This window comes from Phenylobacterium sp. J426, assembly GCF_024699945.1.
Lineage (GTDB): Bacteria > Pseudomonadota > Alphaproteobacteria > Caulobacterales > Caulobacteraceae > Phenylobacterium.
On record NZ_JAJOMY010000001.1, the window covers coordinates 3,664,937 to 3,691,231 of the forward strand.

Sequence of the window (26,295 nt, forward strand, 5' to 3'; positions counted from 1 at the left end):
CAGCTCAGTTGAACTTGACCCGCAGGGTCGCGCCCACCGTCCGCGGCGCGCCGAGGAACGCCGCGAAGGTGCCGCTCTGCAGCGGCTGGTCGACCACCACCTGGTAGTAGTTCACGTCGGTGAGGTTCTGTGCCCAGACCTCCAGCATCCAGCGCTCGTCCTCCGGCCCCACGCCGACGCGGCCGTTCCACAGGGTCATCGGCCGCTGACGCTTCAGCGGGTCGAGGTTCGAGCCGGTGTTGTAGGCCGAGGTGTAGCGGCCCGAGACACTGGCCCGCAGCTTGAAGTCCTCGCCCAGCGGCTTCTCGTAGGCCGCCGACCAGGAGGCCGACCACAGCGGCGCGTAAGACACCCGCGAGGTGGGCAGCCGCGGGCCGATGCCCGCCGTCGGCACGAAGTTCCCGAACTGGGTGACGGCATAGGTGACGCCGCCGGTGACGGTCAGGCCCTCGAACGGCGTACGGTAGACGAGGTCAAGGTCGACGCCCTTCGAGGTCACCTTCGGCACCGAGGCCACCACGAAGCTGACGCCGGTGTAGGTGTTGAGCTGGAAGTTCTTGAAGGTCTGGTCGAAGGCCGCCGCGTTCAGGAGCAGGGTGTTCCCGGCGAGATTGCTTTTGAAGCCGGCCTCGTAGCTCTCGACCGTCTCGGCGGCGAAGCTGGTGTCCGGATTGATCCGGCCTGGCTCGAAGCGAGCACGGTCGAGGTTGAAGCCGCCGCTCTTATGGCTGCTGGCGTAGGACACGTAGGTCATCAGCTCCGGGTTGAAGCGGTAGCTGACCTTCACCGTCCCGCCGAGGCGGTCCTCGCTGCGCTCCTGACGGGTGTCGACGTTGTTGAACGCCGGATCCCCCCGTGGGCGCGCAGATCGCGGTGCGGGCCGCGGCCGGGATCGGCCGTACGATGGCCGCGGCGCAGGCGTTCCCCGGCGCGGTGTTCCGGTACCGCGAGAACACCTTCTTGGTGTCGTCGGTGTAGCGAAGGCCGAAGGTGACCTCGAGGAGTCGGTGACGTGCCAGGTGTTGTTGGTGAACAGCGCCCAGCCCTTGTTGGAGTGGTCGTAGCGGTCGTACGAGCCCTGCCCGGCGATGAAGTTCTGGCCCGCCGGGATGCCCGTGAGCGCCGACACCGCCGTCGGGTTGGTCCCGCCCGAGAGCAGCAGGCCGAAGTAGGTTTCGTAGCTCACGCCGAAGAGCGTGTAGGCGCTCGATTCAAGCTGCTCGTCCGAGTAGTAGCCGCCGATCATCCAGTCGAGCGGCCCGCTCCGGCCGGCGAAGCGCAGCTCCTGCGAGAAGGTCTCGAACTTGGAGAACGTCCGGCCGTCATCGGGGCGATACCAGATGTCGGCCGAGCTGAAGTCGATGTCGTTCGCCTGGAAGTTCTCCCAGTCCCGCCAGGCGGTGATCGAGGTGACGGTGATGTCGTCCGTCAACTCCCAGTCCGCCTGCAGCGACACGCCCATGTCCTCGATGTCCTGGACGGACTCGCGGTTGGCGAAGGCGCGGCGCCGGAACGGGTCGGCCGGGCGCAGGATGCCCGCGTCGGCCGCCAGGGCGTCGATGATCGCCGCGGTCGCGCCGGGCACCGTCGCCACGTCGAGGCAGCAGTGCTCTTCGCGCTTGGTCCAGTCGGCGAGGAAGCGGAACGAAAGCGAGTCCGTCGGCAGCCACAGAAGTTGCCCGCGGACGGTCGTCACGTTCTGGTCGTCGTTGTCCTTCTCGGTGGACGGCCCCGCGCCGTTGGAGACGTCGTAGAACCCGTCCCGCACCCGACGCGCAGCGAAGATGCGGCCGGCCAGGGTGTCGGTGATCGGCCCGGTCACCGAGGCCGCGGCGGCCAGATGGTCGTGGCTGCCGTAGGTAAGTTCGCCGTTGGCGCCGAAGTCGAACTCGGGGGCCTTGGTGATGACGTTGATCACCCCGGCCGAGGTGTTCTTGCCGAAGACGGTGCCCTGCGGCCCCTTCAGCACCTCGATGCGCTCCATCTCGCCGAGGTCGCCGAAGGCCACGCCCGAGCGCGCACGATAGACGCCGTCGATGACGGTGCCGACCGAGGATTCCAGGCCGGGATTGTCTCCGATGGTCCCTACGCCGCGGATCCGGATCGAGGTCTGGGCGCCGCCGGTGGAGGAGGTCACGCTGAGGCCGGGGGTCAGGACCTGCAGGTCCTTCACGTCGCGCACGCCAGCGTCCTGCAGCTGCTGGCCCGACACCACGTTCACGACGATCGGCACGTCCTGCAGGTTCTGCTCACGCTTCTGCGCAGTGACGACGATGCCTTCGATCACGGAGCCCTGGGCGTCGTCCTGGGCCGAGGCCGGACCGGCCGCGCACAGGCCAGCGATCACCAGGGCGGACGCGCCCCACTTCCATTCGGTCATACTTCCCTCCCGCGCCGCTCTTTGGCGGCTGAATGGCAGCCCGGCTTCAAACCGGGTCCGTCGAGGGAGAGCTTGCGGAGAGCGCCTGCAACGAACAAGCTATCGAAAGTGATAGGGTGGAGGCGTCGAGGCCATGTTCGCCCGGCCTGGGTCTTCAGTGCGACTGGAGGAAGCCGCCGCGCTGGCGCGCGAGATCGCGGCCGCCGGCAAGGCCATGGACCTGCCCTATACGGCCGTCAGCGCCGACATCGGCAGTCCGACCCCGCCGGTCGGACCTGACGGCCGCCCGCTCGCCGAGACCACGTTCCGCTGGATCGGCGACTTCCGTTACTGGGAGGATCGGGCCTTCGCCTTGAGGGCGGCCTTCATCCACGCCTGCCGCGCCTGCTCCGAGCCGTTCTACTTCACCGGCGGCCGCATGTGGTCGTGGCGCGCGAACGCGGCGCTGGAGGCGGTGACGGCGGAGGGGATCGAAGCTTTCGGGGTCGCGGCCGCCGTGGTCGCCCCGGCGTATCTGCCGGGCGGCGTGATCGGCGCGGTGGTGTGGGCGTCAACCGACCCCGAGCTGGACGTCGCCGGGCTCTTCGACGCGCGGGCGGCCGAACTGCATGCCTTGGCGTTGCGCTTCGTGGCGACCTACGCGGAGGCCACCGGCGCCGGCGCCACCGAGGCTCCGGCCCACCTTACGCGCCGGGAGATCCAGTGCCTGAAATGGGCGGCGGCCGGGAAGACCGACGCCGAGATCGGCAAGATCGTCGCCATCTCCACGCCTACCGTGCGGTTCCACATCGTCAACGCCTCGCGGAAGCTGGGGGTCGCGGGACGTTCCCAGGCCATCCATCGGGCCGCGACCCTCGGCTACATCGGCTCCGCAGACCTCCCGACACTGCGCCCGTAATCCCCGCAATTTTGACTGACCGGCGTTTTTCCTTACGTGGCGGAAATATGGCTTTTCGCCTGTGAACCGCGGCAGGGGCGTGGCCGCCATGCCACAGCCGTCCATCGTGACGCATTTTTGACGCTCGCGTCATTGCCGCGCGGCCGAAGCGCCTCTCTACCCGCCCGTGAGCGTGCGCCCGCGACTCCCCCTGTGGGGCGCAGCTCGGGGAGAACCAAAACCATATGCGTATGAACTATCTGATGCGCAGCACCGCCCTCGCGGGCGTCATGGCTGCCGCCGCCTTCGCCACCGCCGCGCAGGCGCAAGAGGAAACGACCGGGGCGCGCGAGATCGACGAGATCGTCGTCACCGCTCAGAAGCGCGAGCAGAGCCTGCAGGACGTGCCGATCGTCGTGACCTCTGTCAGCGGCCAGCTGCTGCAGGACGCCGGCGTCCGCGACATCCGCGAGCTGACCGTCCTGACCCCCGGCCTGACCGTCACCTCGACCTCGAACGAAACCATCGTCACCGCCCGCGTGCGCGGCGTCGGCACCGTGGGCGACAACCCCGGCCTGGAATCGTCCGTCGGCATCGTGATCGACGGCGTCTACCGCCCGCGGAACGGCGTGTCGTTCGGCGATCTGGGCGAAGTCACCCGCATCGAAGTGCTGAAGGGCCCGCAAGGCACCCTGTTCGGCAAGAACACCTCGGCGGGCGTGATCAACATCATCACCGCCGGCCCGACGCAGGACGTCCAGGCCCAGTCGGAAGTCACCGTCGGCGACTACGAGCAGTTCGGCTTCTCGAGCTCGCTGTCGGGCCCGATCACCGACGGCGTCACCGGCCGCATCTACGCCGCCGCCCGGGCGCGCAACGGCTACCAGGACATCATCACCGGTCCCGGTCCGCGTGGTCAGCACGACGACAACAACCAGAACTTCTACACCGTCCGCGGCCAGCTGCAGTTCGAGCCGACCGAAGCGGTCAGCTTCCGCGTCATCGCCGACTACACGAAGCGGAACGAGGACTGCTGCGTCGGCACCCAGCTGTTCGTCGGCGACGCCGCCAACAGCCGCGCCCGCTTCATCGAGGCGGTGCGTCCAGGCTCGCTGGACCTGACGTCGACGCCGTTCGACCGTCTGGGCTACGCCAACCGCCCGACCGACCAGCGTGTCGAGGACCGTGGCGTCTCGGGTGAGCTGACGTGGCGCCTCACGCCGGACATGACGCTGACCTCGATCACCGCCTGGCGGAAGTGGAACGCCGAGACCGGCCAGGACAGCGACTTCACCGCCGCGGACCTGGTCTATCGTCCGAACGACGGCTCCAACGGCGTCGGCTTCAAGCAGTTCTCGCAGGAAGTCCGCGTCGCCGGGGAAGCTATGGACGGCCGCCTCAACTGGCTGGTCGGCGGCTTCTACGCCGAGGAGGACCTGGATAGCCGCGCCGTCTTCAACTACGGCTCGGACTACTACGCCTACTTCGCCGGGCGCGTGCTGAGCGGCGTGCCGGCGCTGGTCGGCCTGACGCCTGGCACGATCTTCCAGCAAGGCGCCGGTTCGGACGACCGCTACGCCCAGGACGGCAAGAGCTATGCGCTGTTCACGAACAACTCGTTCGCGATCACCGAGCAGCTCGAGCTGACCGTCGGCCTGCGCTATCTGAAGGACAAGAAGACCCTCGTCACCGACTACACCACGACGGGTTCGTCCTGCGATCAGGGCGAGGCGCGCTTCGCGACCCTCGCCGGCCTGCTGGGCCAAGCCACCGCCACCACCATCGTCGGCGGCCTGTGCCTGAACGCCCAGAACAACGACTTCGACGATCTGGGCGTCACCACCCAGAAGCGCACCGAGGAAGAAGTCACCGGCACGGCCAAGCTAGCCTACCGCTGGAACCGCGACTTGATGACGTACGCCTCGTACTCGCGCGGCTACAAGGCGGGCGGCTTCAACCTCGACCGCGAGCAGGCGATCCTCGTCACCCCCACCGGCCCGAACTTCACGGCCGATGCGGACACCAGCTTCCGTGGCGAGTCGGTCGACAGCTACGAGCTGGGCGCCAAGACCTCCTGGCTGAACAACTCGCTGCTGCTCAACGCGGCGCTGTTCTACCAGAAGTTCGAGGACTTCCAGCTGAACACCTTCGTCGGCACGGCCTTCGTGGTCGAGACCCTGCCGAAGGTCACCTCGCGCGGCGTCGACATCGACTTCATCTACCTGCCGCCGGTCGACGGCCTCACCTTCCAGGGCGGCGTCACCTACGCCGAAACCGAGATCGGCGAATTCACCGCGGCCGACCTGCTCAACCCGACGCGCTTCAACAGCCTGCGCCGCCTGCCCGGCGCCCAGCTGTCGTTCGCGCCGCGTTGGTCGGCGTCGCTGGCCGGCTCCTACGAGCGTGACGTGTTCTCGGACCTGAAGTTCCGCGCGAACCTCTCGGGCAAGTTCACCTCGCGCTACAACACCGGCTCCGACCTGCACCCGAGCAAGGTGCAGGACTCCATGGTGCTGGTGAACGGCCGTGTCGGCCTCGGCGCCGAGGACGAGAGCTGGACCGTCGAGCTGTGGGCCAACAACCTGTTCAACAAGGACTACATCCAGGTCGGCTTCAACGGGCCGTTCCAGGTGGACGAGAACAACGACGCCGTCAGCGTCTACAACGCCTTCCTCGGCGCTCCGCGCACCGTGGGCGCGACGCTGCGGTTCAAGTACTAGAGCGATCCTCTCCCAGAGAGGTTCGGAGCGGCCCGGAGCGATCCGGGCCGCTTTTCTTTTTGGCGCCGCCCCCGGCCAGACAGCCCGGCGGGATGGAGCTAAGCCAGCCTGGCCGCGTGCCAGGCCAGATGATCCGCCATGAAGCTGGAGACGAAATAGTAGCTGTGGTCGTAACCGGGCTGCAGACGCAGCGTCAGCGGCACGCCCGCGCGCTCGCAGGCGTCCGCCAGCAGCTCGGGCTTCAGCTGGTCCGCCAGGAAATCGTCGGCCTCGCCCTGGTCGACCAGCAGCTCGGAAACCTGGGCGCCGTCGTCCAGCAGCGCGGTCGCGTCATAGCGCCGCCAAGCCTCCCGGCCCTCGCCGAGGTAGCCGCGCAGCGCCTCTCGCCCCACGGGCAGCGCATCGGCGAGCTGATCGGCGCAAAGGCCGAGACGCTCTTCCAGCGGCCGGGGTTCTTCAGCGCCAGGGTCAGGGCGCCGTGACCGCCCATGGAATGGCCGGTGATCCCCTGGCGATCCATGTCCGCGGGGAACTGCGCGGCGATCAGCTCCGGAAGTTCGGAGACGATGTAGCTCTCCATCCGGAAGTGCTGCGCCCAGGGCGCCTGGGTCGCGTCGACGTAGAAGCCCGCGCCCTGGCCGAAGTCATAGGCTGGATCGTCGGCGACGCCCTCGCCTCTCGGACTGGTGTCTGGCGCGACGAAGATCAGGCCGAGCTCGGCGCAGGCCCGCTGGAACTGGCCCTTCTCCGTCACATTGGCATGGGTGCAGGTGAGACCCGACAGGTACCAGACCACCGGCCGCGGCCCCTCGCGCGCCTGCGGCGGGACGAAGACGCTGAAGACCATCGGCGTGCCGGTCTCCCGGCTCTCATGCCGATAGACGCCCTGAAGGCCGCCGAAGCTCTTCGTCTGGGTGAGAAGCTCCATCAGTAGACGATCACGCTGCGGATGCTCTCGCCGGCATGCATCAGGTCGAAGGCCTCGTTTATGCGCTCCAGCGGCAGCTTGTGGGTGATCATCGGGTCGATCTCGATCTTCCCGTCCATGTACCAGTCGACGATCTTCGGCGTGTCGGTGCGGCCGCGCGCGCCGCCAAAGGCCGTCCCCTTCCAGACCCGGCCGGTCACCAGCTGGAACGGCCGCGTGGCGATTTCCTTGCCCGCCTCGGCCACGCCGATGATGATGCTCTCGCCCCAGCCGCGGTGGCAGGCCTCCAGCGCCTGGCGCATGACGGTCGTGTTGCCGGTGGCGTCGAAGGTGTAGTCGGCGCCCCCCGTCGGTCAGGGCCACGAGATGGGCCACCAGGTCGCCCTCCACCGCCTTCGGATTGACGAAATGGGTCATGCCGAAGCGGCGGCCCCATTCTTCGCGATCCGGATTGATGTCGACCCCGACGATCATGCCCGCGCCCACCATCTTCAGGCCCTGGATCACATTCAGGCCGATGCCGCCCAGGCCGAAGACGATGCAGTTGGCGCCCGCCTCGACGTCGGCGGTGTTGACCACCGCGCCGACGCCCGTCGTCACACCGCAGCCCACGTAGCAGGCGGTCTCGAACGGCGCGTCCTTGCGGATCCTGGCCACGGCGATCTCGGGCAGCACCGTGTAGTTCGAGAACGTGGAGCAGCCCATGTAGTGGAAGATCGGCTGGCCCTTGTACGAGAACCGGCTGGAGCCGTCCGGCATCAGGCCCTTGCCCTGGGTGCCGCGGATCGCGGTGCACAGGTTCGTCTTGCGGCTGAGGCAGCTTTTGCACTGCCGGCATTCGGGCGTGTAGAGCGGGATCACGTGGTCGCCCGGCTGGACGCTGGTCACGCCCGGCCCCACCTCGACGACCACGCCCGCGCCTTCATGGCCAAGGATCGACGGGAAGATGCCTTCGGAGTCAAAGCCGTCGAGCGTGTAGGCGTCGGTGTGGCAGACGCCGGTGGCCTTGATCTCGACCAGCACCTCGCCGGCGCGCGGACCTTCCAGGTCCACCTCCACGATTTCCAACGGCTGCTTCGCCGCGAAAGCCACCGCCGCGCGCGTCTTCATGGGCCACTCCAGATCTGGGATTTCGGGCGCGTTCTAGCACGCCCGCCTGCGTCGAACAGGGTCGGAGCGAGAGGCCGGCTAGTAGTCGCGCCGCTTCTCCATGGGCGCGTTGGGGTCGGGCGCCGCCGGCGGGGTGTAGGGCTTCAGCGCAGGCGCTGGCGTGGGCAGGGTCACCGGTCCCGAGGCCGTGGGTGGGGAAGCAGCAGGCAGGTCGATAACCGGCGCCGGCTCCGCCGCCGGAGGAGTCTCGGCGGCGCGGGCGGTCTGGGCGACCTCCGCGGTTGTTGCGGCCCGCCTTTGGGCGGCCGGCGCCGCCGCGACCTGGCGGGTCGGTGGTTCGGCGACAGGGGCGGCGGGCGGCGCCTCGGACGCTGTTGGCGGAGGGACCGCAGCGATCGTCGGCGCGTCAGCCGCGGCCGGGACCGTTGCGGCCGGCGCGACAACCGGCGCGACCGGTTCGGGGTCGCGCGTCAGCAGGAACGCCAATCCCCCCATTGCCGCGAGGCCCAGCCCGCCGGCCGTGGCGAGCGGCAGCCATGGCTTCGCCTTCGGCTTTGCGGCGCGGTCGGCGGGAGCCGCGAACACGGCGGCCTGAGGCTCCGGCGGCGCGACGACGGGCGGCGCAGGCGGAGCGACCGGCCGAGGCGCGGCGGCCGGCTGCGGCATCGGCCGCGGCGTCACGGGCTCCGGGATCGCGGACTGCGGCGGGATCCGGGCCTGGGATTGGGCCTGGGATTGGGCCTGGGGCTGAATCTGGCCCTGGACCTGGGGCTGCGGTCGCGGCCCGGGGGCCGGTGTGATCGGCCGGGTGAAGGCGGGCGTCGGTCCAGCGGGGCGGGTGAAGACCGGGGTGATGCTCTGCCGCGGCGGTTCAGGCGTCGGCTTCGGGGGGCGCGGCTTCGGCGGCCTTCGGCAGCGGCCCGACGCGGAACGGCGCCTGGGGCATCTTCGGCCAGGCGCTGTTGCGGGCGTAGGGGTTCTGATCGTTCGGTTCGGACATGATCGTCTTGCGGTCAGGAGCTTTCAGACCACCTCTTCGCGTGGAGTTGGTCAGGACTATGACGCCGAAGCGCCCTCACCCGCCAGTTCGCGTCGGCGGGCCAGGACGAGCGCGAGATCATAGGGGATGGCGAGGCCTTCGCGCAGCGTCATCCGCATCCAGTTTCCCAGGCTCGCGCCCCCGCGGCCCGGCAGCCTGGGCCCGGCCTCGCTGGCGACGGACAGGACGCCCAGCATCATGCGGATCCGCGGGACGTGATACGCGTCGCTACACACCATCACCCGGCTGGCGCCCGTCCGGCGGACCCAACGGGCCGCGACGGCCACGCTTTGCAGGGTGTCGAGGCTGGCGTCGTCCTGGATGAGCCGTTGGGGCGTGACGCCCTCGGCGAGCAACCGCTCGACCATCACCGAGGCTTCGGACGGACCGAAGCGGCCGACCCCGCCGGAACACAGCACCGGGGCCTCGGGATACGCCTGCGCCGCCGCCAGGCCGTAACCGATGCGCCGCAGCAGGGACGGCGACGGCCCCTGCGGCAGGACGGCGGCGCCGAAGATGGCGATGAGCGGCGGGCCGGTCATGGCGCCAGCATAGACCGCGCAACGGCTGCCGCTACTGGTTCAGCGGCGGGTGGTACTGTTCGATCAGGTCTTCACGTTCCGCCTCGCGCACGGCGCGGGTGACGTTCAGGCGCGTGAGGATCTTCGCCCCGGCGTACTTCCGCCGCGCCTCCTCCAGGGCGCCGCGCCAGTTCTGGCTGGCGAGGTTGTCCGTCTCGCCCGCGTAGACCACGTGCGGTCCCTCGGGCGTCACCTCGGCGATCACGTAGTTGGCGCCCGCCGGCGGCAGGAAGCGGTCCTCGTCGATCGACGTGTAGCGGTAGCGGGCGCCGGACTTGCCGGCGAGCTCGATCTGGCGGGTCAAACCTACTCTCCACTGTCACGCGGCCCCGGCGGACGCGGTTTGAATCGCGGCAGGCGGGGCGCGCCCCTCTCGTCGGGTCCGAATTCGACCAAATGTGGGCCTAGCTTGACCTTGGGACCTCACGCTCGAGCTCTGGCGGGGCGGAACAACCTTCGCCATATGGACGTTCGCCCCTTCCGGCGGCTCTGCTAGGGTGCTGACTTTCGAGGAGACACAAGACTCGGACCGCCGACGCAGCGTCCGGGACGCCCGCATGGAGAGACCCGCCGACTTCAGCCTCGAGCCCGCGACGGATCGTCCCACGGTGGCGCTTGCCGGCGACTGGACCGCGCGCATGCTGGGCGGCGCAGGCCCAGGCCTCGCCGAAGCCCTCGATGGTCTCGACAACGTCGCTATCGACCTGTCCCGGGTCCGGCGGATGGATACCGCGGGCGCCTACGCCATCGTGCGCGCAGCCGGCCGCGGCTTCGAACTGGACAAGGTGAAGGCGAGGCCCGAGACGCTGCGCCTGCTGGAAGTCGTGCACGAGGCGGTCAAGGTCGAGCCCGAAACCCGCCGCGGGCCGGCGCGCGAAAGCCTGACCGTCCGCGTCGGCAAGGGCGTCGTCGCCTTCGGCAAGGACTTCCTCGACACCATGGGGTTCCTGGGCCACCTGCTGGTGGTGCTGGGCCGCAGCTTCGTGTGGCTCTTCACCGATCCCCGGCGCATCCGCTGGCCGGCGCTGGTCAGCACCATGGAGCGGGCGGGCCTCGACGCGATCCCCGTGGTGGCCGTGACGACGTTCTTCATCGGCGCGGTTGTGGCCTTCATCGGGGCCAGCATGCTGCGACAGTTCGGCGCCCAGGTGTTCGCGGTCGAACTCATCGGCATCTCGATGATGCGCGAGTTCAACATCGTGATCACGGCGGTGTTGCTGGCAGGCCGCTCGGCCTCGGCCTTCGCGGCCGAGATCGGCTCCATGAAGATGAACCAGGAGATCGACGCCATGCGGGTCATGGGCGTCGACCCGTTCGAGGCGCTGGTGCTCCCCAGGTTCGCGGCCCTGGTGGTCGTCATTCCCCTGCTGACCTTCGTCGCGACGCTGTCGGGCCTGGTGGGCGGCATCATCGTCGCCTGGTCCACGCTGGACCTTGGTCCGGCCTTCTTCCTGCAGCGGATCGTCGACAGCGTGGGGCCCACCCATTTCTGGCTGGCGCTGATCAAGGCCCCGTTCATGGCCGGCGTGATCGCGGGGATCGGCTGCCGCCAGGGCATGGAGGTCGGCGGCGACGTCCAGTCCCTCGGCCGCCGGGTCACCGCCGCCGTCGTCCACGCGATCTTCGCGATCATCGTCATCGATGCCGCCTTCGCCCTGATCTACATGGAGCTCGACGTATGAGCGGGCCCATGGACAAGGCGGCGGAAGCCCAGATTCCCGAAGACGAGCTGCTCGACAACGAAGGTCCTGCGGTGGAGGTTCGGGGACTGCGGTCGCAGTTCGGCGATCACGTGGTGCACGACAACCTCGACCTGACCGTCAAGCGCGGGGAGATCCTCGGCGTGGTCGGCGGCTCGGGCTCGGGCAAGTCGGTGCTGCTGAACACCATCATCGGTCTCAAGGAGCCCGAGGACGGCGAGGTGAAGGTGCTGGGCGCCGACCTCGCCCGCGCGTCGCGGCGCCGCTGGTCGGCGCTGGAGCGCAGCTGGGGGGTTCTGTTTCAGGCCGGCGCGCTGTTCTCCAACCTGACGGTCAAGGAGAACGTCGCCGCGCCCATGCACGAGCACACCGACCTCACCGCCAAGGAGATCGACGAGCTCTCGGCGCTGAAGATCGCCCTCGTTGGGCTGCGACCCGACGCGGCCGATCTCAAGCCCTCGGAGCTTTCGGGGGGCATGCGCAAGCGCGTCGGCCTCGCCCGCGCCCTGGCGCTCGATCCCGAGCTGCTGTTCCTCGACGAGCCCACCGCCGGGCTGGATCCGATCGGCGCCGCCGCGTTCGACGCGCTGATCAAGGACCTGTCGGAGAGCCTGGACCTGACCGTCTTCATGATCACCCACGACCTCGACACGCTGTATGAGATCACCGACCGGGTGGCCGTGCTGGCGGACAAGCACGTGGTGGCCACCGCCCCGGTGACCGAACTGGAAAAGGCGGACCACCCCTGGATCCGCGAATACTTCCTGGGACCGCGCGGCCGCGCCGCGGCGGGCGCCCGGACGAGAGAGGCCTGATGGAACGGAACGCCAACTACGCGCTCGTGGGCCTGTCCACCCTCATCCTGGTGGCGGCGCTGGCGATCTTCGTCGTCTGGCTGGCGCGTTTCCAGTTCGCCCAGCAGAACGACACCTACGACATCCTCTTCCAGGGGCCCGTGCGCGGCCTGTCCGAAGGCGGCGACGTGCAGTTCAACGGCATCAAGGTGGGCGAGGTCACCAAGATCGCCCTCGATCGCACCAATCCCAGCCGGGTGATCGCCCGCGTTCGGGTCACCTCGGACGTGCCGATCCGGGTCGACAGCTTCGCGACCCTGGAGCCGCAGGGGATCACGGGGGTGAACTACATCCAGATCACGGCGGGGACGCCGTCCAGGCCGCTGCTCAAGGACGAGGCGCAGCGCGAGTGCGAGCGCCAGGGCCTGGGCCTGGGACGCGAGTGCATTCCCGTCCTGCGCAGCCAGCGCAGCACCCTGTCCGATCTGCTGGAAGGCGGCGGCACGGTTCTGACGCGCACCATCGAGGCGCTGGACCGGGTGAACCGCGTCCTCTCCGACCAGAACATCAAGACGTTCTCGGCGTCGCTGTCCGACGTCCAGGCCGTCACCGCCGAACTGCGCGAGCGCAAGGCGATCATCGCCGACGCCCAGACCGCGTTGCAGCGGGTCGACGAGGCGACCGCCGAGATCACCCTCCTCGCGCGCTCCAGCCGTCAGCTGGTCGACACCGACGGCCGCCGCACCGCCAAGAACCTGGCTGACGCCGCCGAGGAAGCGCGCGCCGCGGCCGCCGACGTCCGCGGCATGGTCGCCCGCCTGCAGGGCCCGACAACCGAATTCGCCACCAGCGGCCTGCCGCAGATCACCCAGTCGGTGAGCCAGCTGCAGGAGACAGCCGAGTCGCTCGAACGGCTGCTGAACGACCTGCAGCAAAACGGGATCGCCGGCTCCGTCTCCCGCAAGTCCGAAGAAGTGAAGGTGCCCCAATGACGACGATGCGCCGCCTCGCTCCGGCGACCATGATGGCGGGCGTCCTGGCCGCCGGCGCCCTGGCCCTCGGCGGCTGCGCGCTGCTGGGCGGCGGCAAGCCCGCGCACCTCTACCGCTTCGGCCAGTCGGCAGTCGGCGAGCCGGGTCAGCCGTCGGCGCCCGTCCAGAGCGTCGGCGTCCTCCGGACGCCGGGACCCTTCCAGCGCGAAGCGGCCGGCGATCGGATCCTGACGGTCACCGGCGGCAAGGCGGCCTACATCGCCGAGACCCGCTGGGTCGCCCCGGCTCAAACCCTGTTCAACCAGGCCGTGGTCGCCGCCTTCGACGCCAACACCGGTCCTGTTCGCCTCGTTTCGCGCGGGGAGCCGGGCTCGGCGCCCTATGCGCTGCGGCTGGAGGTGCGGAACTTCGAGAGCCGCTACGACAACGGCTCGAAGGCCGCGCCGGTCGTCGTCATCCGCGTCGCCGCCACCCTCAGCGCCGGCCAGGCGAGCAGCGTGCGCGAGCGCATGTTCGAGACGCAGGTGCGCGCCGGCGACAACCGGGTCAGCTCGATCGTGGAAGCTTACGACGGCGCCGTGGCCCAGGTGCTGGGCGAGATCGTCGCCTGGACGAACGCCGAGGCCCGGCCAACCACCTGATGAGCAAGCCTCCTGGGGCGTCGAACAGGCCCTTCTGGCCGAGACGGCGCGCCCCGCCGCCGCCGCCGGGCGCACGCGCCGAGCCCGCTGGATTCCCGGGCGTGCGGCTGTCGCTGCTCGACGATCTTGAGGCGACCGGCTTCTTCTTCCAGCAGGCCGGCGCCGGGGCGCAGCGTCCACGCCGTCCAGTCAAGGTGCTCGCCCTTTCCGGCGGCGGGGCTGGCGGCGCGTTCGGCGCGGGGGGCGCTCGTGGGACTGAGCCGTGCAGGCACCCGTCCGACATTCGACCTGGTCACCGGGGTCAGCACCGGGGCTCTCATCGCGCCCTTCGCCCTTCTCGGCCCCGCCTGGGATGAGAAGCTGCAGGACGCCTACACGGGCGGCTATGCGGCGGAGCTGCTGGGCCTGGGCTCGGTTCGCCCCGGCATGAGCCTTTATCCGGCCGCGCGACTGGAGGCGCTGGTCGAGCGCTATGTGGACCCTGAACTGATCCAGGCTGTTGCAGAGGCCCACCGGGCGGGCCGCCGGCTGTTCGTCGCCACCGCGAACCTCGACGCCCAGACGACCAGCATCTGGGACATGGGCGGGATTGCCGCCCACGGGGGCCCCGACGCGCTACGTCTCTTCGCAGATATCCTCATCGCATCGGCGAGCGTACCGGGCGTGTTCCCGCCGAAGCTTCTCCGCGTCGAGGCTGACGGGATCGGCTACGACGAACTGCACGTCGACGGCGGTGCGATCAGCCCGCTGTTCGTCGTGCCCGAACCGCTGATCCTGCACCGGGCGCGCGAGCATGCCGCGGGGGGCGTGGAGGTCTATGTGCTCGTCAACACGAACCTGGAGCCAAGCCCACGGCCGACGCCGCTGGGAGCCGTCCCGGTGCTGGTCCGCAGCTTCGAGCTGATGCTTCGATCATCCTATCGGAGCGCTGTGCGGTCGGTGGCGGCGTTCTGCCAGCTCAACGGGTTTGCGCTCCACAGCGCGAGCATTCCGCACGAGGGCGACGGCGCGAACATGCTGCGCTTCGACCGGGAAGCGATGACCCGCCTGTTCAAGCACGGCGCGGAGATCGCCGAATCCGGCGGCCTCTGGCGCGGATCTGAGCCGCTCTAGCCTTCGATGCCGGTGATCCGCTTCGCCGCCGTGACGGTGTTCTGCAGCAGGCAGGCGACCGTCATCAGGCCGACGCCGCCGGGCACAGGCGTCACGGCGCCGGCGACCTCCAGGGCCTCCTTGTAGTGGACGTCGCCGACCAGCTTCGTCTTGCCCTGGGCCGCCTTCACCGGATCGTCGAACGGAACGCGGTTGATGCCGACGTCGATCACCGTGGCGCCAGGTTTGATCCAGTCGCCGCGGATCATGCGCGGCCGCCCCACGGCGGCCACCAGGATGTCGGCCTCACGGCAGACATCCGGCAGGTCGCGGGTGCGTGAGTGGGCGATGGTCACCGTGCAGTCGGCCTGCAGCAGCAGCTGCGCGACCGGCTTGCCCACCAGCTGGGAGCGGCCGACGACCACGGCCCGCGTTCCGGCCATGTCGCCCAGGGTCTCCCGCAGCAGGATCATGCAGCCCAGCGGCGTGCAGGGCACCAGCGCCGGGAGCCCCGCGGCCAGACGGCCGGCGTTCACGACATGGAGGCCGTCGACGTCCTTGTCCGGGCTGATGGCGGCGATCACCGCCTTCTCGTCCAGGTGCTTGGGCAGCGGCAGCTGCACCAGGATGCCGTGGATCAGCGGGTCGGCGTTCAGGTCGGCGACCAGTCGGATCAGCTCGTCCTGGCGCGTATTCTCGGGAAGGCGGTGCGTCACCGAGTGCATGCCGGCCGCAAGGCTGTGCTCGCCCTTGGAGCGCACATAGACCTGGCTGGCCGGATCCTCGCCCACCAGCACCACGGCCAGGCCGGGTTGCAGCTTGTAGTCGGCGCGCAGGCGCGCGACCTCCTCGGTCACCTGCGCCCGCAGGCGCTCAGCCACCACCTTGCCGTCGATGATCTTCGCCGTCATGGCGCGCTGCTAGCCGCTCAGCGCTTCCGAAGCAATCGCAGCCATGCCGCGACGGCCCAGGCATGCGCCTCGTGCCGCAGCGTCTCGATCGCCTCGTGCGGCGGCAGCCATACCAGGGTGTGGTCGTCCTCCACCTTCAGCTCCGCATCCTCGCCGGTGATGTCGAGCACGAGGAAGGTCGCGCGGTTGTTGAACGCCTTGTCGCTGGTGTTGACGAAGAACTGGTCGGCCCTGGCGTAGGCCTCACCGACCGCGACCTTCAGCCCGGTCTCCTCGGCGAACTCGCGGACCACCGCTTCTTCGGGGCCCTCGCCCGGATCGAGCGCCCCGCCGGGAAGGTCCAGCCAAGCCGCATGGTCGGGCTTTTTCACCCGCACGGCGGCGATCTTCCCGTCCCGTTCCGCGATCCCGAACGCCGCCGGACGGTCGCCGTAGGTCCGCCCGGGCTCAGGTTGGCCGAACTGCGGGATCGCCATCAGTCGATCGAGTAGAGCGAGGGATACGGGTCGACCTTGCCGGACAGCACATCCTGCACGGCGACGGGGCGCCAGCCGACGCTGCGAGTGGCGCTGGCGTTCCAGGCCTCGACGATCATGTCCCGCAGTTCTGACGCCCCCGCCGCCATCCGCTCGGTGGCGAAGGCCGGTCCGCGGGGGTCGCCCTGGGCCAGCCCGCCGGCCTTCTCAAGCTCGTACAGCGGCACGACGAACCTGTTGGTCGCCAGGATATAGTCGACGGTCCGCTGTTCGACCGCGCAGTCGCAGGCGCGGAAGGGCGTCATCTTCGCCGCCACGGCCGCCGCATCGGCCGTGGCGCGGACCATGGCGCTCTCGAACGGCGAATGGATGCGCGCCGTCGTGAAGCCCTGCGGGTTCGGGTAGTCGCCCCAGCCGTTGTAGTGGGTGGAGGTGTGCAAAGGCTGTGCGCCGTCGCCCACGAAGTGCGACAGGTCGCCGATGGTGGCCAGGATCAGCGCCTCGCGCCGGATCCGGTCGGCCCTGAACCAGGCGTGGTTCGACTTCCACTTCGGGTTCTTCTCGGCCGCCGTGAGCACGCGCCAATAGGCGAAGTCCAGCGCCAGCTGCTGCCACCGGTCGATGATGGCGTAGTGCAGGTACCCGGCCTTGGCAGTGTCCAATTGGTGGGCCGCAAGCTGGGTCTCGTACTCGGCCTTGGTCGCGGGCATCGGCAGGAAGGGCGGGCCGCCGAGGATCGTGCCGTCGTCATGGATGTCGACGAAGTGGGCGGCGTCGCGGTCGTTGTCGTGGATCTTGCCGGCGCCTTTCGACCGGTCCGGCTCGCGCGACAGCTCGCCGATCGCCTCGACCCCCGCCTTGGACCGCAGGAAGGCCGGGAGGTCCGACGGCAGGGCCTTGGCGGCCAGCTGGCCGACGATCCGGTGGCCGGTGCCGCCCCAGGCGAAGGCGGTTGCGGGGCTTACGGCGACGGCGGCGGCGAGAGCCAGCGGAAGAATGCGCTTCATCCGCTCCGTTTGAGGGCTCGGCGCCGCGAAGGCAAGCGGGTCACGCAACCTTCACGCGGGCGCGCTCAGGCGATGTTGAAGGCCTGCTCAACCCGGACGATCCAGGCCTGGGTCTTGGGATAGTCCGCCAGCCGGAAGCCGCCCTCCTCCGCCACCCGCGTGTAGGCCACGAGCGCGATGTCGGCGAGGGTCGGCCCCTGGCCCACAAGGAACGGGGTTTCCATGAGCCCCTCCTCGATCCGCTGCAGCGCCGCCTTCCCGCGTTCGACAAGGCGCGGGTCCAGCTCGGCCACCGGCTTGCCCTGGTACTTCACCTGGAAGCGGGCGACGGCGACGTAGGGCTCGTGGCTGTACTGCTCCCAGAACATCCATTCCAGCATCTTGGCCCGCGCGTAGGCGTCGGCGGGGATCAGGGCCGAGCCCTCCGCAAGGTGCAGGATCACGGCGTTGGACTGGGCCAGCGGCCGGCCGTCGTCCAGGATCACCGTCGGCACCTGGCCGGCGGGATTCAGCGCCAGGAACTCGGCCGTGCGGCTCTCGCCCTTCAGGACGTCGAGCTCGATCCAGCGGTAGGGAATCCCCAGATGGTCCGCTGTCCAACGGATCTTCAGGCAGTTCCCGGACTTCGAGTCGCCGTAGATTTCCATGTTTCCACCTCCCGCTGGCAAGCGGGGCTGTGCGCGAAATCCCCTGCACGATCAAGCGACGCTCTATGGGGATAGCGATTAGGAAATCTGACAGGCAGGCAGCCGACGAGGCCACAGGGGTTGCCCCTGCGGGTCGATGTCGGTAGGAGTCCGGCCACCAGTTCAACGACGAAGGAGGACGCCGTCCATGCGACGCCGCCTCGCCGCCCTGGCAGCTTTTTCCCTCATTCTCACCGCCACCAACGCGCAAGCCGCCTCGAATGATCCCGTGGGCGACCTGATTGGTTCGGTGATGACCGGCAACCTCCCCGGCGCGCCGGTCTTCAACCTCAAGGCCACGCTGTATCACGCCGGCGCCAAGGGCGTGGGCGCCCTGGACAGCCTGGGCTGCAAGGTCGTCGCCATGCGTACGGTCGCCGTCGACCGGCAGGTGATCCCGCGCCGCACGGTGCTGTTCATCAAGGAAACCGTCGGCCTGAAGATGCCCGACGGCAAGACGCACGACGGCTACTGGTACGCCTCCGACGTTGGCGGCGCGATCAAGGGCGAACGCATCGACCTCTTCACCGGCCACGGCTCGTCCTCGATGAAGCCGGTCCAGAAGCTGAACCTCTCGAAGCTTACGGCCGTGAAGGTCGGCGAGTTCAAGGGCTGCCCGCCGGCGTAGCCGCCGGTCGCCGACTCCGAAATCCCCCGACGACGCTTGGACTTCAGCGCGACGGCTGAGTGGTTTCCTGGGACCCGATCCTGCAGGCGGGACCTGACGGCCTGCAGCGCCCACCGAGACCCGTGCTCGACCTCGTCGCCTAGGTCTCGACGAAGGCCTTTTCGAGCACGAAGTCGCCCGGCTGGGCGATCGAGCCCTCCTCGAAGCCGCGATCCAGGAGCTGCTGCTTCAGGTCGGCCAGCACGGAAGGGCCGCCGCACAGCATCACCCGGTCCACCGCGGGGTCGAACGGGGGCACACCAAGGTCCTCGAACACCTTGCCGCTCTCGATCAGGTCGGTGATGCGGCCGCGGGTCTTGAAGTCCTCACGGGTGACGGTCGGATAGTACTTCAGCTTCGGCCCGATCAGCTCGCCGAGGATCTCGTCGGAGGCGAGCTCGGTCTCCAGCAGTTCGCGGTAGTTCAGGTCGGCGACCTCGCGCACCGTGTGGGTGACGATCACCTCGTCGAAGCGCTCATAGACCTCGGGGTCGCGGGCCAGCGACAGCCAGGGCGCGAGGCCCGTGCCGGTGCCCAGCATCCACAGCCGCTTGCCGGGCTTCAGGCCATCCAGAACCAAGGTTCCCGTGGGCTTCCGGCCGATCAGCACCTCGTCCCCCACCTGGATCTTCTGCAGGCGCGAGGTCAGGGGACCATCCGGAACCTTGATCGAGTAGAATTCCAGCTCCTCGTGCCACGACGGCGAGGCGATGGAATAGGCGCGAACCAGCGGCTTGCCGTCTTCCTTGGTGAGGCCCACCATCACGAACTGGCCGCTGGCGAAGCGGAAGGCCGGGTCCCGCGTCGTGCGGAACGAGAACAGGCTGTCGGTCCAGTGCTGGACCCAGGTCACCTTCTCCACGAAGAAGGCGCCGCTGGCCTTCTGGGCCGGCGCGGCGGCCACGGACACGTCGTTCATCAAGCTCTCTCTCGGCGGCCTAGATGTCGCCGCCCACGTTGTTCGCGGCGCCGGGCGCGCGGACCAGATGTATGCCGCATTCGGTCTTGTCCAACCCTTTCCATCGGCCGGCCCGGACGTCCTCGCCCTCCTCCACGGGCTGGGTGCAGGGCCAGCAGCCGATCGAGGGGAAGCCCTGGGCCACGAGGGGATGCGCCGGGAGCTCACGCTCGGCCGCATAGGCCTCGAGGTCTTCCTTGCCCCAGTTGGCCAAGGGGTTGAACTTCACCTTGCCGTCGGCGTGTTCGACCACCGGCAGATGCAGGCGGTCGCCGCCGTGGAAGCGTTTGCGGCCCGTCAGCCAGGCGTCGAAGCCCTGGATGGCGCGGTCCAGCGGCAGAACCTTGCGGACATGGCAGCAGGCGTCGGTGTCGGTCTGCCACAGCTTGCTCTGCGGGTCGGCGGTGGCCAGGTCCTGGTAGGCGGGCCTGAGGTCGCGCACGTCGGTCAGGCCCAGGCGCTGGGCGAGCTGGCGGCGATAGTCCAGCGTCTGGCCGAACAGCATGCCGGTATCGAGAAAGAGCACCGGGATCGCCGGGTTCACCTGGGCGGCGAGGTCCAGCAGCACCGCCGACTCGGCGCCGAACGACGAGACGAGCGCAAGCTTGTCGCCGAAGGTCTCGAAGGCCGCCTCGACGATGGTCCGCGGGTGCGCCCGGCGCAGTTCGGCGTCCAGCCGTTGGGCCAAGGTCTCCGATGCCGGGGTGTCGTAGGCAAGGCTCATCACTCACGCTCCACATAGGCGGGGATGCGCGTGTCGGCCGCACGCTGATACACATGGCGGTAGCGGCGGGCGGCCGCGTCCCATTCCTGCGAACCGGCTCCGTCCGCGGGCTCGAAGGCGTCGAAGCCGCAGCGGACCATGAAGCCTGCCTGTTCCCGCAGTACGTCGCCGACCGCCCGCACCTCGCCCGTGAAGGCGAAGCGCTCGCGCAGCAGGCGGGCGTTCGTATAGTGGCGGCCGTCCCGATACTTGGGGAACTCCAGCGCCACCACGGCGATCCTGGGCAGGTCGTAGGTCAGCGCCTCGACCGCCTCCTCGCTCGTCAGCCGCACGCCCACCTTGCGGCCTTCGTGCAGCAGCCGGTCGCCGTCGGCCTGGAAGCGGCTCAGGGAGATGATCACGTCCCCCGATGCGACGTCTTGGTCGTCGGCGACGTGGGTGAAGGCGTCTTCGGCGAGCTCGGCCCGGCCGTCTCGCCACCTAATGAGCGTCGGCATAGACGGCCTCCTTGAACGGGGCGACGCCGGTGCGCCGGAAGGTGTCGAGGAAGCGCTCGCCGTCGGTCCGCTCACGCAGATAGACGTCCACCAGGGTGTCCACGGCGTCGGCGACGCGGTCATAGGGCAGCGCCGGGCCAAGGATCGTGCCCAGGGCGGCGTCCTCGGCGCCGGAGCCGCCGAGCGTGAGCTGGTAGAACTCCTCGCCTTTCTTATCGACGCCCAGGATGCCGATGTGGCCCACGTGGTGGTGGCCGCAGGCGTTGATGCAGCCCGAGATCTTGATCTTCAGCTCGCCGATCAGCTCGGCGCGCTCCTCGTCGCGGAACTTCTCGGCGATGTTCTGGGCCACCGGGATCGCCCGGGCGTTGGCCAGGGCGCAGTAGTCCAGCCCCGGGCAGGCGATGATGTCGCTGACCAGGTTGATGTTCGGCGTCGCCAGACCCGCCTCGCGCAGGCCCGCCCAGACCGCCGGCACGTCGTCCAGCTTGACGTGCGGCAGCACCAAGTTCTGCTCGTGCGTCACCCGGATGTCGCCCTGGCCGTAGCGCTCGGCCAGGTCGGCCACGACGTCCATCTGGTCGGCCGTGGCGTCGCCAGGGGTCTCGCCGACCGCCTTCAGGCTGATCTCGACGATCCCGTAGCCCGGCTTCTTGTGCGGCTTCAGGTTGTTGCGGACGAAGCGGGCGAAGGCCGGGTTGGCCGCCTTCTCCAGCTCCAGCGGCTCGGACTGGAGGGGCAGGCTCTCGAAACCGGTGGGCGCGAACGCCCCGCGGATGCGCGCCAGCTCGGTGTCCGGAAGGTCGACGCCTCCCTCGGCCTGGGCGTCCATCTTCAGCCACTCGGCCTCGACCTGGCGGGTGAACTCCTCGACGCCGAGCGCCGCGACCAGGATCTTGATGCGGGCCTTGTAGATGTTGTCCCGGCGACCGTGGCGGTTGTAGACGCGCAGGATCGCCTCCAGGTAGCTCATCAGCCGGTTGACCGGCAGGAACTCCCGGATGGTGGGGCCGATGTGCGGGGTGCGCCCCATGCCGCCGCCGACGATCACCTCGAAGCCAAGCGCGCCGTCGCGGGCCCGCTTCAGCACCAGGCCGATGTCGTGCACCCGGGCCGCCGTCCGATCCTTCGGCGCTGCGGTGACCGCAATCTTGAATTTGCGCGGCAGGAAACTGAACTCGGGGTGGAAGGTCGACCACTGGCGGATCGCCTCGGCCCACACGCGCGGATCGTCCACCTCCTCGGCCGTCGCGCCGGCGTAGGGGTCGGCCGTGACGTTGCGGATGCAGTTCCCGCTGGTCTGGATGGCGTGCATGTCGACGCTCGCCAACTCGTCCAGAATGTCCGGGGCGTCGCGCAGCTTGATCCAGTGGAACTGCAGGTTCGTGCGGGTCGTGAAGTGCCCGTAGCCACGGTCGTAGGTGCGCGCGATCCAGGCGAGCTTGCGCAACTGGATCGGGTTCATCGAGCCGTACGGGATCGCGATCCGCAGCATGTAGGCGTGGAGCTGCAGGTACAGGCCGTTCATCAGCCGCAGCGGCTTGAACTGATCCTCGCTCAGGTCGCCGGCCAGCCTGCGCCCCACCTGGCTGCGGAACTCCGCGGCCCGGTCGGCCAGCATCTCCCGGTCGATGGTGTCGTAGCGGTACATCGGACTACTTCCGCTTGATCAGGTTGACGCGGCCGGTGGAGCGGGCCGCGCCGTGGGCGTGCTGCAGGGCCTCGATCACGGCCCCGCCCTCGGCCTGCTTGCCGTGGGCCAGGTGGTTGGTGGGCCCCAGCGCCCGGATGCGTTCCCGATAGGAGATCGGCGCCCAGACGCCTTCCGCCTCGATCAGGTCGATCAGATAGACGTCGACGACGACGGTCGGCTGGTTCTTGCCGTGCGCCTCGGCGGCCGTGGCGGCCTCGTCGTCGGAAAACAGCTCGGCGTCGGCGAAGCGCTCGACCCACTGGCCGGCCTTCCAGAACACGACCTCGCCGTCGAGCAGGCGGTTGGCGGTCAGCGCCTTCATGCCCGCGCCTCGCGGATCAGGGTTTCGACCGTCGTTTCGCTCGAGCGCGCCAAGGCCATCGCCTCGCCGACGATCAGCAGCGCCGGTCCCTTCAGGGCCGAAGCGGCCTCGGCCAGGCCCAGCAGGGTCGTGGCCACCCGGCGCTCGTCGCCGCGGCTGGCGTTCTCCACGATCAGCGCCGGCGTCGCGCCCGAGCGCCCGGCGGCCATCAGCCGGCCGGCGATGGCGGTGGCCTGCGACAGGCCCATGTAGATCACCACCGTCTGGTTCGGGCGGGCCAGGCTCGCCCAGTCCAGGTCGGGCTCGGCGCCTTGCGAGGCGTGGCCGGTCACAAAGGTCACCGCCTGGGCCGAACCCCGGTGGGTCAGCGGCGCGCCCGCCGACGCGCCAGCCGCCAGCGCCGCGGTGACGCCCGGCACGACGTGGCAGTCGACGCCCGCCTCGCGGCAGGCTTCGAGTTCTTCGCCGCCACGGCCGAAGATGAACGGATCGCCGCCCTTCAGCCGCACGACCTCCAGGCCTTCAAGTGCGAAGGCGGTCAGCATCCGGTTGATCTCGTCCTGGCTGTAGGAGTGGCGCGACTTGCGCTTGGCGACACTGATGCGGCGCGCCTGCGGAGGCGCCAGCGCCAGGATCTCGTCCGACACCAGGCCGTCGTGCACCACCACCTCGGCGCTCTGCAGCACCTTCAGCGCCTTGATCGTCAGCAGCTCGGGATCGCCCGGACCGGCGCCCACCAGCCAGACCTGGCCGGGCCGGCGCGCGCGTTCGCCGCCGCCCAGGACGACCAGCCGATCCGTGCGCAGCGTCTTGTCGTTTCCTGGGGGCATATTTTAGGTTCTCTAAAAGCGCTGTACTCTGGAATCAGGACGGGACGGACTTGCGCCCGTCCCGCCGACCGTCCGCCGATGAAAAGGGCCGATACACCTGCGGACGCTTGCAATAAGGGTCCGGGGGCCCCAATTCGCAACCCAAGGACTTCTGCCGGGGCTGTCAGAGATTCTTCTATGGACCGTAACAACCAGCGTCGCCGGCTTCCGCCGCTCAACGCCTTGCGCGCCTTCGAGGCGGCCGCGCGGCACCTGAACTTCAGCCGAGCCGCCGACGAGCTGGCGGTGACGCCGGGCGCGGTGTCCCAGCAGATCCAGAACCTCGAGGACTATGTCGGCGCCGCGCTGTTCAAGCGCACGCCCAAAGGCCTGCTCCTCACCGACGCCGCTCAGACCGCCCTGCCGGCGCTGCGCGAGGCCTTCGACCGCCTGGCGGAAGCCGCCAGCCTGCTCACCGCGGCCGTCGACGGGCGTCGTCTGACGCTGACCGCAGCGCCCTCGTTCGCCGCGAAGTGGCTGGTGCCGCGGCTGGGAGCCTTCGAGCGCGCCCATCCTCAGGTCGACGTCTGGCTGTCGGCCGGCATGGAGCTGGTGGACCTCACCGCCGGCGAGGTCGACATCGCCATCCGCTACGGCGCCGGCCGCTATCCCGGCCTCGAGGTGAAGCGGCTGATGAGCGAGACGGTGATCCCAGTGATCAGCCCCGCCCTCCTGGCCGAGCAGCCGCTGGAGACGCCCGAGGACCTCGCCAAACACGTGCTGCTGCACGACGGCTCGCCCGACGTCGACGACAGCTGCCCCGATTGGTCCATGTGGCTGGCGGCGCGGGGCCTGCGCGGCATCGACGGCCAGCGTGGCCCGCGCTTCAACCAGTCCAGCCTGGTGATCGAGGCCGCCGCCAACGGCCGCGGCGTCGCGCTCGCCAAACAAGCCCTGGCGATGGCCGACCTGGAGGCCGGTCGCCTGGTCGCGCCTTTGCAGATCGCCACAGCGGTCGACTTCGCCTATTACCTCGTCCATCCCAAGGCCAAGGGTCGGCTGCCGCAGGTGAAGGCCTTCATCGGCTGGATCGAAGAGGAGGCCCGCGCGCACGAAGCGGCGCTCGCGGCCATCGACAACGGCGCCGGCATCTGACGACCACGACGAGTGGCAAGACGAGTGGAATGACGACGCTTACCGAAGACCGCCCGCGCCCCGCGGATTGCACCAACATGGCCGAGGTCCGCCAGGGCGTGGACGCCCTCGACCGCCAGCTGGTGGCCCTGCTGCTGGAGCGCCAGGGCTACATGGACGCCGCCGCCCGCATCAAGCAGGACCGCGAGACCGTCCGCGACAACGCCCGGGTCGAAGACGTGGTCGCCAAGGTGAAGGCCGAGGCCCGCCGGGTCGGCCTCTCCGAAGAGATCGCCGAACCCGTCTGGCGCACGCTCATCGAGCAGTGCATCCGCTACGAGTTCGGCGTCTGGGACAAGCTGCGGAGCTAGGCGTCGGCCATCTCGGGGAAGGCCCCGATCAGGTAGTCCATCTTGCCGATCGGCGCGCCCTGCTGGCGCAGCAGCGCATAGGCGGTCGTCACGTGGAAGAAGAAGTTCGGCAGTGAGAACTTCAGCAGGAAGTCGCGGCCCGAGAATCTGATCGTACGATTCGGCATCGGCAGTTCGACGACAGCGTCCTCGCGGCCGTTGATCTGCTCCGGCTTCAGGCTCTCCAGGAACGCGATCGTCTTGGCCAGCCGCTCGCGCAGTTCCGGGATGGTCGTCTCCACGTCGGGAAAGCTGGGCGGCGTCTGGCCTGCCAGCCGCGCCGCGCCGTTCTTCGCCGCGTCCGACGCCATGTGGATCTGCCGGTTGAACGGATGCATGTCGGCGATCAGCCGCGCCTCGGAATAGGCGTTGGGGTCCTTCCCGGCGTCCTTCGCGTGCGCCTCCGCCTTGTCGACGATGGCCGACAGGTTCTTCAGCATCTGCAGATAGACGGGGATTGACGCTTCATAGAGCGACAGGGACATCGGACGCCTCCTCACGGCCAAGGTTGAGGCTGCGAGATAGGTATGAACGCCGAGGGGTGCTAGCCGCCGCCGATGCGCGTCAGGTAGCCTTCGATCGCCGCTACGGCCTCGGCGAGTTCACGCCGCACGGAAATGAGATCGGCCGGCGCCCCGAACTCCGCGCGGCTCGCCGCCTCGCCCAGCCGCCGCGCGCCGATGCCCAGCGCCGAGCCCTTGATGGCGTGCGCGAGCTCTCGCTGGTCATCTATGGGTCCCGCGAGCTTTTCGGTCCAGCCCGCCGCCTGCTCGCGGAAGGTGACGAGGACGTCGGTGATCACCTGCTGGTCGCCGGCGCAGAAGCCTTCCAAGTAGCTGAAATCGACCGCACCGCCCGCTTCCGCACCACCCGCCAAAGTCTTTCTCCTGAACCGCCTTGCCAAGCGAAGGAATTTGCGTATTTTCCGCGCCCTCGCCGCCGGGGCTGAAAAGGCTCGGTAGCCGAGACGGGTGTATAGCTCAGTTGGTAGAGCAGCTGACTCTTAATCAGCGGGTCCAAGGTTCGAATCCTTGTACACCCACCACTTCCTTCCAATCGTTCCTGCGGACTGCGATGGCGCGTTGAGCCGCGTCAACGTTCGCCGGCCTGAGGCGTCCGAGGCGATTGGCGCCGGGCTCCGGGCGTG

Annotated in this window: 27 protein-coding genes, 1 tRNA gene and 2 pseudogenes; 11 read left to right on the plus strand and 19 right to left on the minus strand. The window is 69.2% G+C overall.

Translation table 11 applies throughout. The features are described from left to right. Window positions 1-4 precede the first annotated feature (4 nt). Complete coding sequence (locus LRS10_RS19330) at window positions 5-2,380, minus strand: TonB-dependent receptor (RefSeq protein WP_257838657.1); 2,376 nt, start codon at window positions 2,378-2,380, stop codon at window positions 5-7. Window positions 2,381-2,513: 133 nt separating this feature from the next. Between LRS10_RS19330 and LRS10_RS19335 the strand changes: the two genes are divergently transcribed. Together LRS10_RS19335 and LRS10_RS19340 are read left to right on the plus strand one after the other, a co-directional pair. Further along, window positions 2,514-3,278 (plus strand): helix-turn-helix transcriptional regulator, encoded by a 765-nt coding sequence (locus LRS10_RS19335; protein WP_257838658.1) that lies wholly within the window; start codon window positions 2,514-2,516, stop codon window positions 3,276-3,278. A 224-nt stretch (window positions 3,279-3,502) separates the two neighbouring features. Next, on the plus strand, window positions 3,503-5,977 hold the full coding sequence (locus LRS10_RS19340; RefSeq protein WP_257838659.1) for a TonB-dependent receptor: 2,475 nt from the start codon (window positions 3,503-3,505) through the stop codon (window positions 5,975-5,977). A gap of 98 nt (window positions 5,978-6,075) precedes the next feature. Here LRS10_RS19340 and fghA read toward each other — a convergent pair. The 6 genes and pseudogenes from fghA to LRS10_RS19370 all read right to left on the minus strand — a co-directional run bounded on the left by fghA (window position 6,076) and on the right by LRS10_RS19370 (window position 9,939). Then, window positions 6,076-6,905, minus strand: a pseudogene (gene fghA, locus LRS10_RS19345) (S-formylglutathione hydrolase). Next, window positions 6,905-8,015, minus strand: a pseudogene (locus LRS10_RS19350) (S-(hydroxymethyl)glutathione dehydrogenase/class III alcohol dehydrogenase). The pseudogenes fghA and LRS10_RS19350 overlap by 1 nt, the downstream one beginning before the upstream one ends. 78 nt (window positions 8,016-8,093) lie before the next feature. Further along, the gene (locus LRS10_RS19355; RefSeq protein WP_257838660.1) at window positions 8,094-8,600 is read right to left on the minus strand and encodes a hypothetical protein; all 507 of its coding nucleotides are present in this window, start codon (window positions 8,598-8,600) and stop codon (window positions 8,094-8,096) included. A gap of 286 nt (window positions 8,601-8,886) precedes the next feature. Next, window positions 8,887-9,015: a hypothetical protein gene (locus LRS10_RS19360; RefSeq protein ID WP_257838661.1), complete on the minus strand. Its 129-nt coding sequence runs from the start codon at window positions 9,013-9,015 to the stop codon at window positions 8,887-8,889. A 56-nt stretch (window positions 9,016-9,071) separates the two neighbouring features. Next, window positions 9,072-9,596 (minus strand): YdcF family protein, encoded by a 525-nt coding sequence (locus LRS10_RS19365; RefSeq protein ID WP_257838662.1) that lies wholly within the window; start codon window positions 9,594-9,596, stop codon window positions 9,072-9,074. A 31-nt stretch (window positions 9,597-9,627) separates the two neighbouring features. Further along, window positions 9,628-9,939: a hypothetical protein gene (locus LRS10_RS19370; protein WP_257838663.1), complete on the minus strand. Its 312-nt coding sequence runs from the start codon at window positions 9,937-9,939 to the stop codon at window positions 9,628-9,630. A gap of 253 nt (window positions 9,940-10,192) precedes the next feature. Here LRS10_RS19370 and LRS10_RS19375 point away from each other — a divergent pair, with 253 nt between their 5' ends. From LRS10_RS19375 to LRS10_RS19395, 5 genes are all read left to right on the plus strand, one after another. Continuing rightward, window positions 10,193-11,317, plus strand: a complete 1,125-nt coding sequence (locus LRS10_RS19375; protein WP_257838664.1) for an MlaE family lipid ABC transporter permease subunit — start codon at window positions 10,193-10,195, stop codon at window positions 11,315-11,317. Next, window positions 11,314-12,150, plus strand: a complete 837-nt coding sequence (locus LRS10_RS19380; RefSeq protein ID WP_257838665.1) for an ABC transporter ATP-binding protein — start codon at window positions 11,314-11,316, stop codon at window positions 12,148-12,150. The genes LRS10_RS19375 and LRS10_RS19380 overlap by 4 nt, the downstream gene beginning before the upstream one ends. After that, window positions 12,150-13,121 (plus strand): MlaD family protein, encoded by a 972-nt coding sequence (locus LRS10_RS19385; RefSeq protein WP_257838666.1) that lies wholly within the window; start codon window positions 12,150-12,152, stop codon window positions 13,119-13,121. The genes LRS10_RS19380 and LRS10_RS19385 overlap by 1 nt, the downstream gene beginning before the upstream one ends. Beyond that, window positions 13,118-13,762 (plus strand): ABC-type transport auxiliary lipoprotein family protein, encoded by a 645-nt coding sequence (locus LRS10_RS19390; protein WP_257838667.1) that lies wholly within the window; start codon window positions 13,118-13,120, stop codon window positions 13,760-13,762. Before LRS10_RS19385 ends, LRS10_RS19390 begins: the two co-directional genes overlap by 4 nt. A gap of 249 nt (window positions 13,763-14,011) precedes the next feature. Beyond that, window positions 14,012-14,875 carry a patatin-like phospholipase family protein gene (locus LRS10_RS19395; RefSeq protein WP_257838668.1) on the plus strand — a complete coding sequence of 288 codons (864 nt, stop codon included), beginning with the start codon at window positions 14,012-14,014 and terminating at the stop codon, window positions 14,873-14,875. On the opposite strand, the gene folD is transcribed toward LRS10_RS19395, so the two are convergent. The 4 genes from folD to LRS10_RS19415 form a co-directional block, all read right to left on the minus strand. Next, on the minus strand, window positions 14,872-15,765 hold the full coding sequence (gene folD, locus LRS10_RS19400; protein WP_257838669.1) for a bifunctional methylenetetrahydrofolate dehydrogenase/methenyltetrahydrofolate cyclohydrolase FolD: 894 nt from the start codon (window positions 15,763-15,765) through the stop codon (window positions 14,872-14,874). The genes LRS10_RS19395 and folD overlap by 4 nt on opposite strands. Window positions 15,766-15,782: 17 nt before the next feature. Further along, complete coding sequence (locus LRS10_RS19405; protein WP_257838670.1) at window positions 15,783-16,241, minus strand: NUDIX domain-containing protein; 459 nt, start codon at window positions 16,239-16,241, stop codon at window positions 15,783-15,785. After that, window positions 16,241-17,248, minus strand: a complete 1,008-nt coding sequence (locus tag LRS10_RS19410) for a S1/P1 Nuclease (protein ID WP_257838671.1) — start codon at window positions 17,246-17,248, stop codon at window positions 16,241-16,243. The genes LRS10_RS19405 and LRS10_RS19410 overlap by 1 nt, the downstream gene beginning before the upstream one ends. Before the next feature lie 65 nt (window positions 17,249-17,313). Further along, window positions 17,314-17,895: a glutathione S-transferase family protein gene (locus LRS10_RS19415; RefSeq protein ID WP_257838672.1), complete on the minus strand. Its 582-nt coding sequence runs from the start codon at window positions 17,893-17,895 to the stop codon at window positions 17,314-17,316. A gap of 187 nt (window positions 17,896-18,082) precedes the next feature. Here LRS10_RS19415 and LRS10_RS19420 point away from each other — a divergent pair, with 187 nt between their 5' ends. Continuing rightward, entirely contained in the window at window positions 18,083-18,562 is a 480-nt protein-coding gene (locus tag LRS10_RS19420; protein WP_257838673.1) for a 3D domain-containing protein, read from the plus strand. Between the two features lie 139 nt (window positions 18,563-18,701). Here the strand turns inward: LRS10_RS19420 and LRS10_RS19425 are convergent, their stop codons facing one another. From LRS10_RS19425 to cobA, 6 genes are read right to left on the minus strand one after another with little or no spacing between them, the layout of a single operon-like run. After that, the gene (locus LRS10_RS19425) at window positions 18,702-19,520 is read right to left on the minus strand and encodes a ferredoxin--NADP reductase (protein ID WP_257838674.1); all 819 of its coding nucleotides are present in this window, start codon (window positions 19,518-19,520) and stop codon (window positions 18,702-18,704) included. A 19-nt stretch (window positions 19,521-19,539) separates the two neighbouring features. After that, on the minus strand, window positions 19,540-20,283 hold the full coding sequence (locus LRS10_RS19430) for a phosphoadenylyl-sulfate reductase (RefSeq protein ID WP_257838675.1): 744 nt from the start codon (window positions 20,281-20,283) through the stop codon (window positions 19,540-19,542). Next, entirely contained in the window at window positions 20,283-20,780 is a 498-nt protein-coding gene (locus LRS10_RS19435) for a DUF934 domain-containing protein (RefSeq protein ID WP_257838676.1), read from the minus strand. The genes LRS10_RS19430 and LRS10_RS19435 overlap by 1 nt, the downstream gene beginning before the upstream one ends. Then, window positions 20,764-22,431 (minus strand): nitrite/sulfite reductase, encoded by a 1,668-nt coding sequence (locus LRS10_RS19440; RefSeq protein ID WP_257838677.1) that lies wholly within the window; start codon window positions 22,429-22,431, stop codon window positions 20,764-20,766. Before LRS10_RS19440 ends, LRS10_RS19435 begins: the two co-directional genes overlap by 17 nt. Before the next feature lie 4 nt (window positions 22,432-22,435). After that, the gene (locus tag LRS10_RS19445; RefSeq protein WP_257838678.1) at window positions 22,436-22,795 is read right to left on the minus strand and encodes a DUF2849 domain-containing protein; all 360 of its coding nucleotides are present in this window, start codon (window positions 22,793-22,795) and stop codon (window positions 22,436-22,438) included. Next, the gene (gene cobA / locus LRS10_RS19450) at window positions 22,792-23,625 is read right to left on the minus strand and encodes a uroporphyrinogen-III C-methyltransferase (RefSeq protein ID WP_257838679.1); all 834 of its coding nucleotides are present in this window, start codon (window positions 23,623-23,625) and stop codon (window positions 22,792-22,794) included. Before cobA ends, LRS10_RS19445 begins: the two co-directional genes overlap by 4 nt. A 177-nt stretch (window positions 23,626-23,802) precedes the next feature. On the opposite strand from cobA, the gene gcvA reads away from it, so the two are divergent. Both gcvA and LRS10_RS19460 read left to right on the plus strand, forming a co-directional pair. Further along, window positions 23,803-24,759: a transcriptional regulator GcvA gene (gcvA, locus tag LRS10_RS19455; RefSeq protein ID WP_257838680.1), complete on the plus strand. Its 957-nt coding sequence runs from the start codon at window positions 23,803-23,805 to the stop codon at window positions 24,757-24,759. 29 nt (window positions 24,760-24,788) lie between these two features. Next, window positions 24,789-25,109 carry a chorismate mutase gene (locus LRS10_RS19460; RefSeq protein ID WP_257838681.1) on the plus strand — a complete coding sequence of 107 codons (321 nt, stop codon included), beginning with the start codon at window positions 24,789-24,791 and terminating at the stop codon, window positions 25,107-25,109. On the opposite strand, the gene LRS10_RS19465 is transcribed toward LRS10_RS19460, so the two are convergent. Further along, window positions 25,106-25,633: a DUF1993 family protein gene (locus tag LRS10_RS19465; RefSeq protein ID WP_257838682.1), complete on the minus strand. Its 528-nt coding sequence runs from the start codon at window positions 25,631-25,633 to the stop codon at window positions 25,106-25,108. The genes LRS10_RS19460 and LRS10_RS19465 overlap by 4 nt on opposite strands. Before the next feature lie 59 nt (window positions 25,634-25,692). Beyond that, window positions 25,693-26,025, minus strand: a complete 333-nt coding sequence (locus LRS10_RS19470) for an Hpt domain-containing protein (RefSeq protein ID WP_257838683.1) — start codon at window positions 26,023-26,025, stop codon at window positions 25,693-25,695. A 92-nt stretch (window positions 26,026-26,117) separates the two neighbouring features. Between LRS10_RS19470 and LRS10_RS19475 the strand changes: the two genes are divergently transcribed. Next, window positions 26,118-26,193, plus strand: a tRNA-Lys gene (locus tag LRS10_RS19475). Window positions 26,194-26,295: the final 102 nt, after the last annotated feature.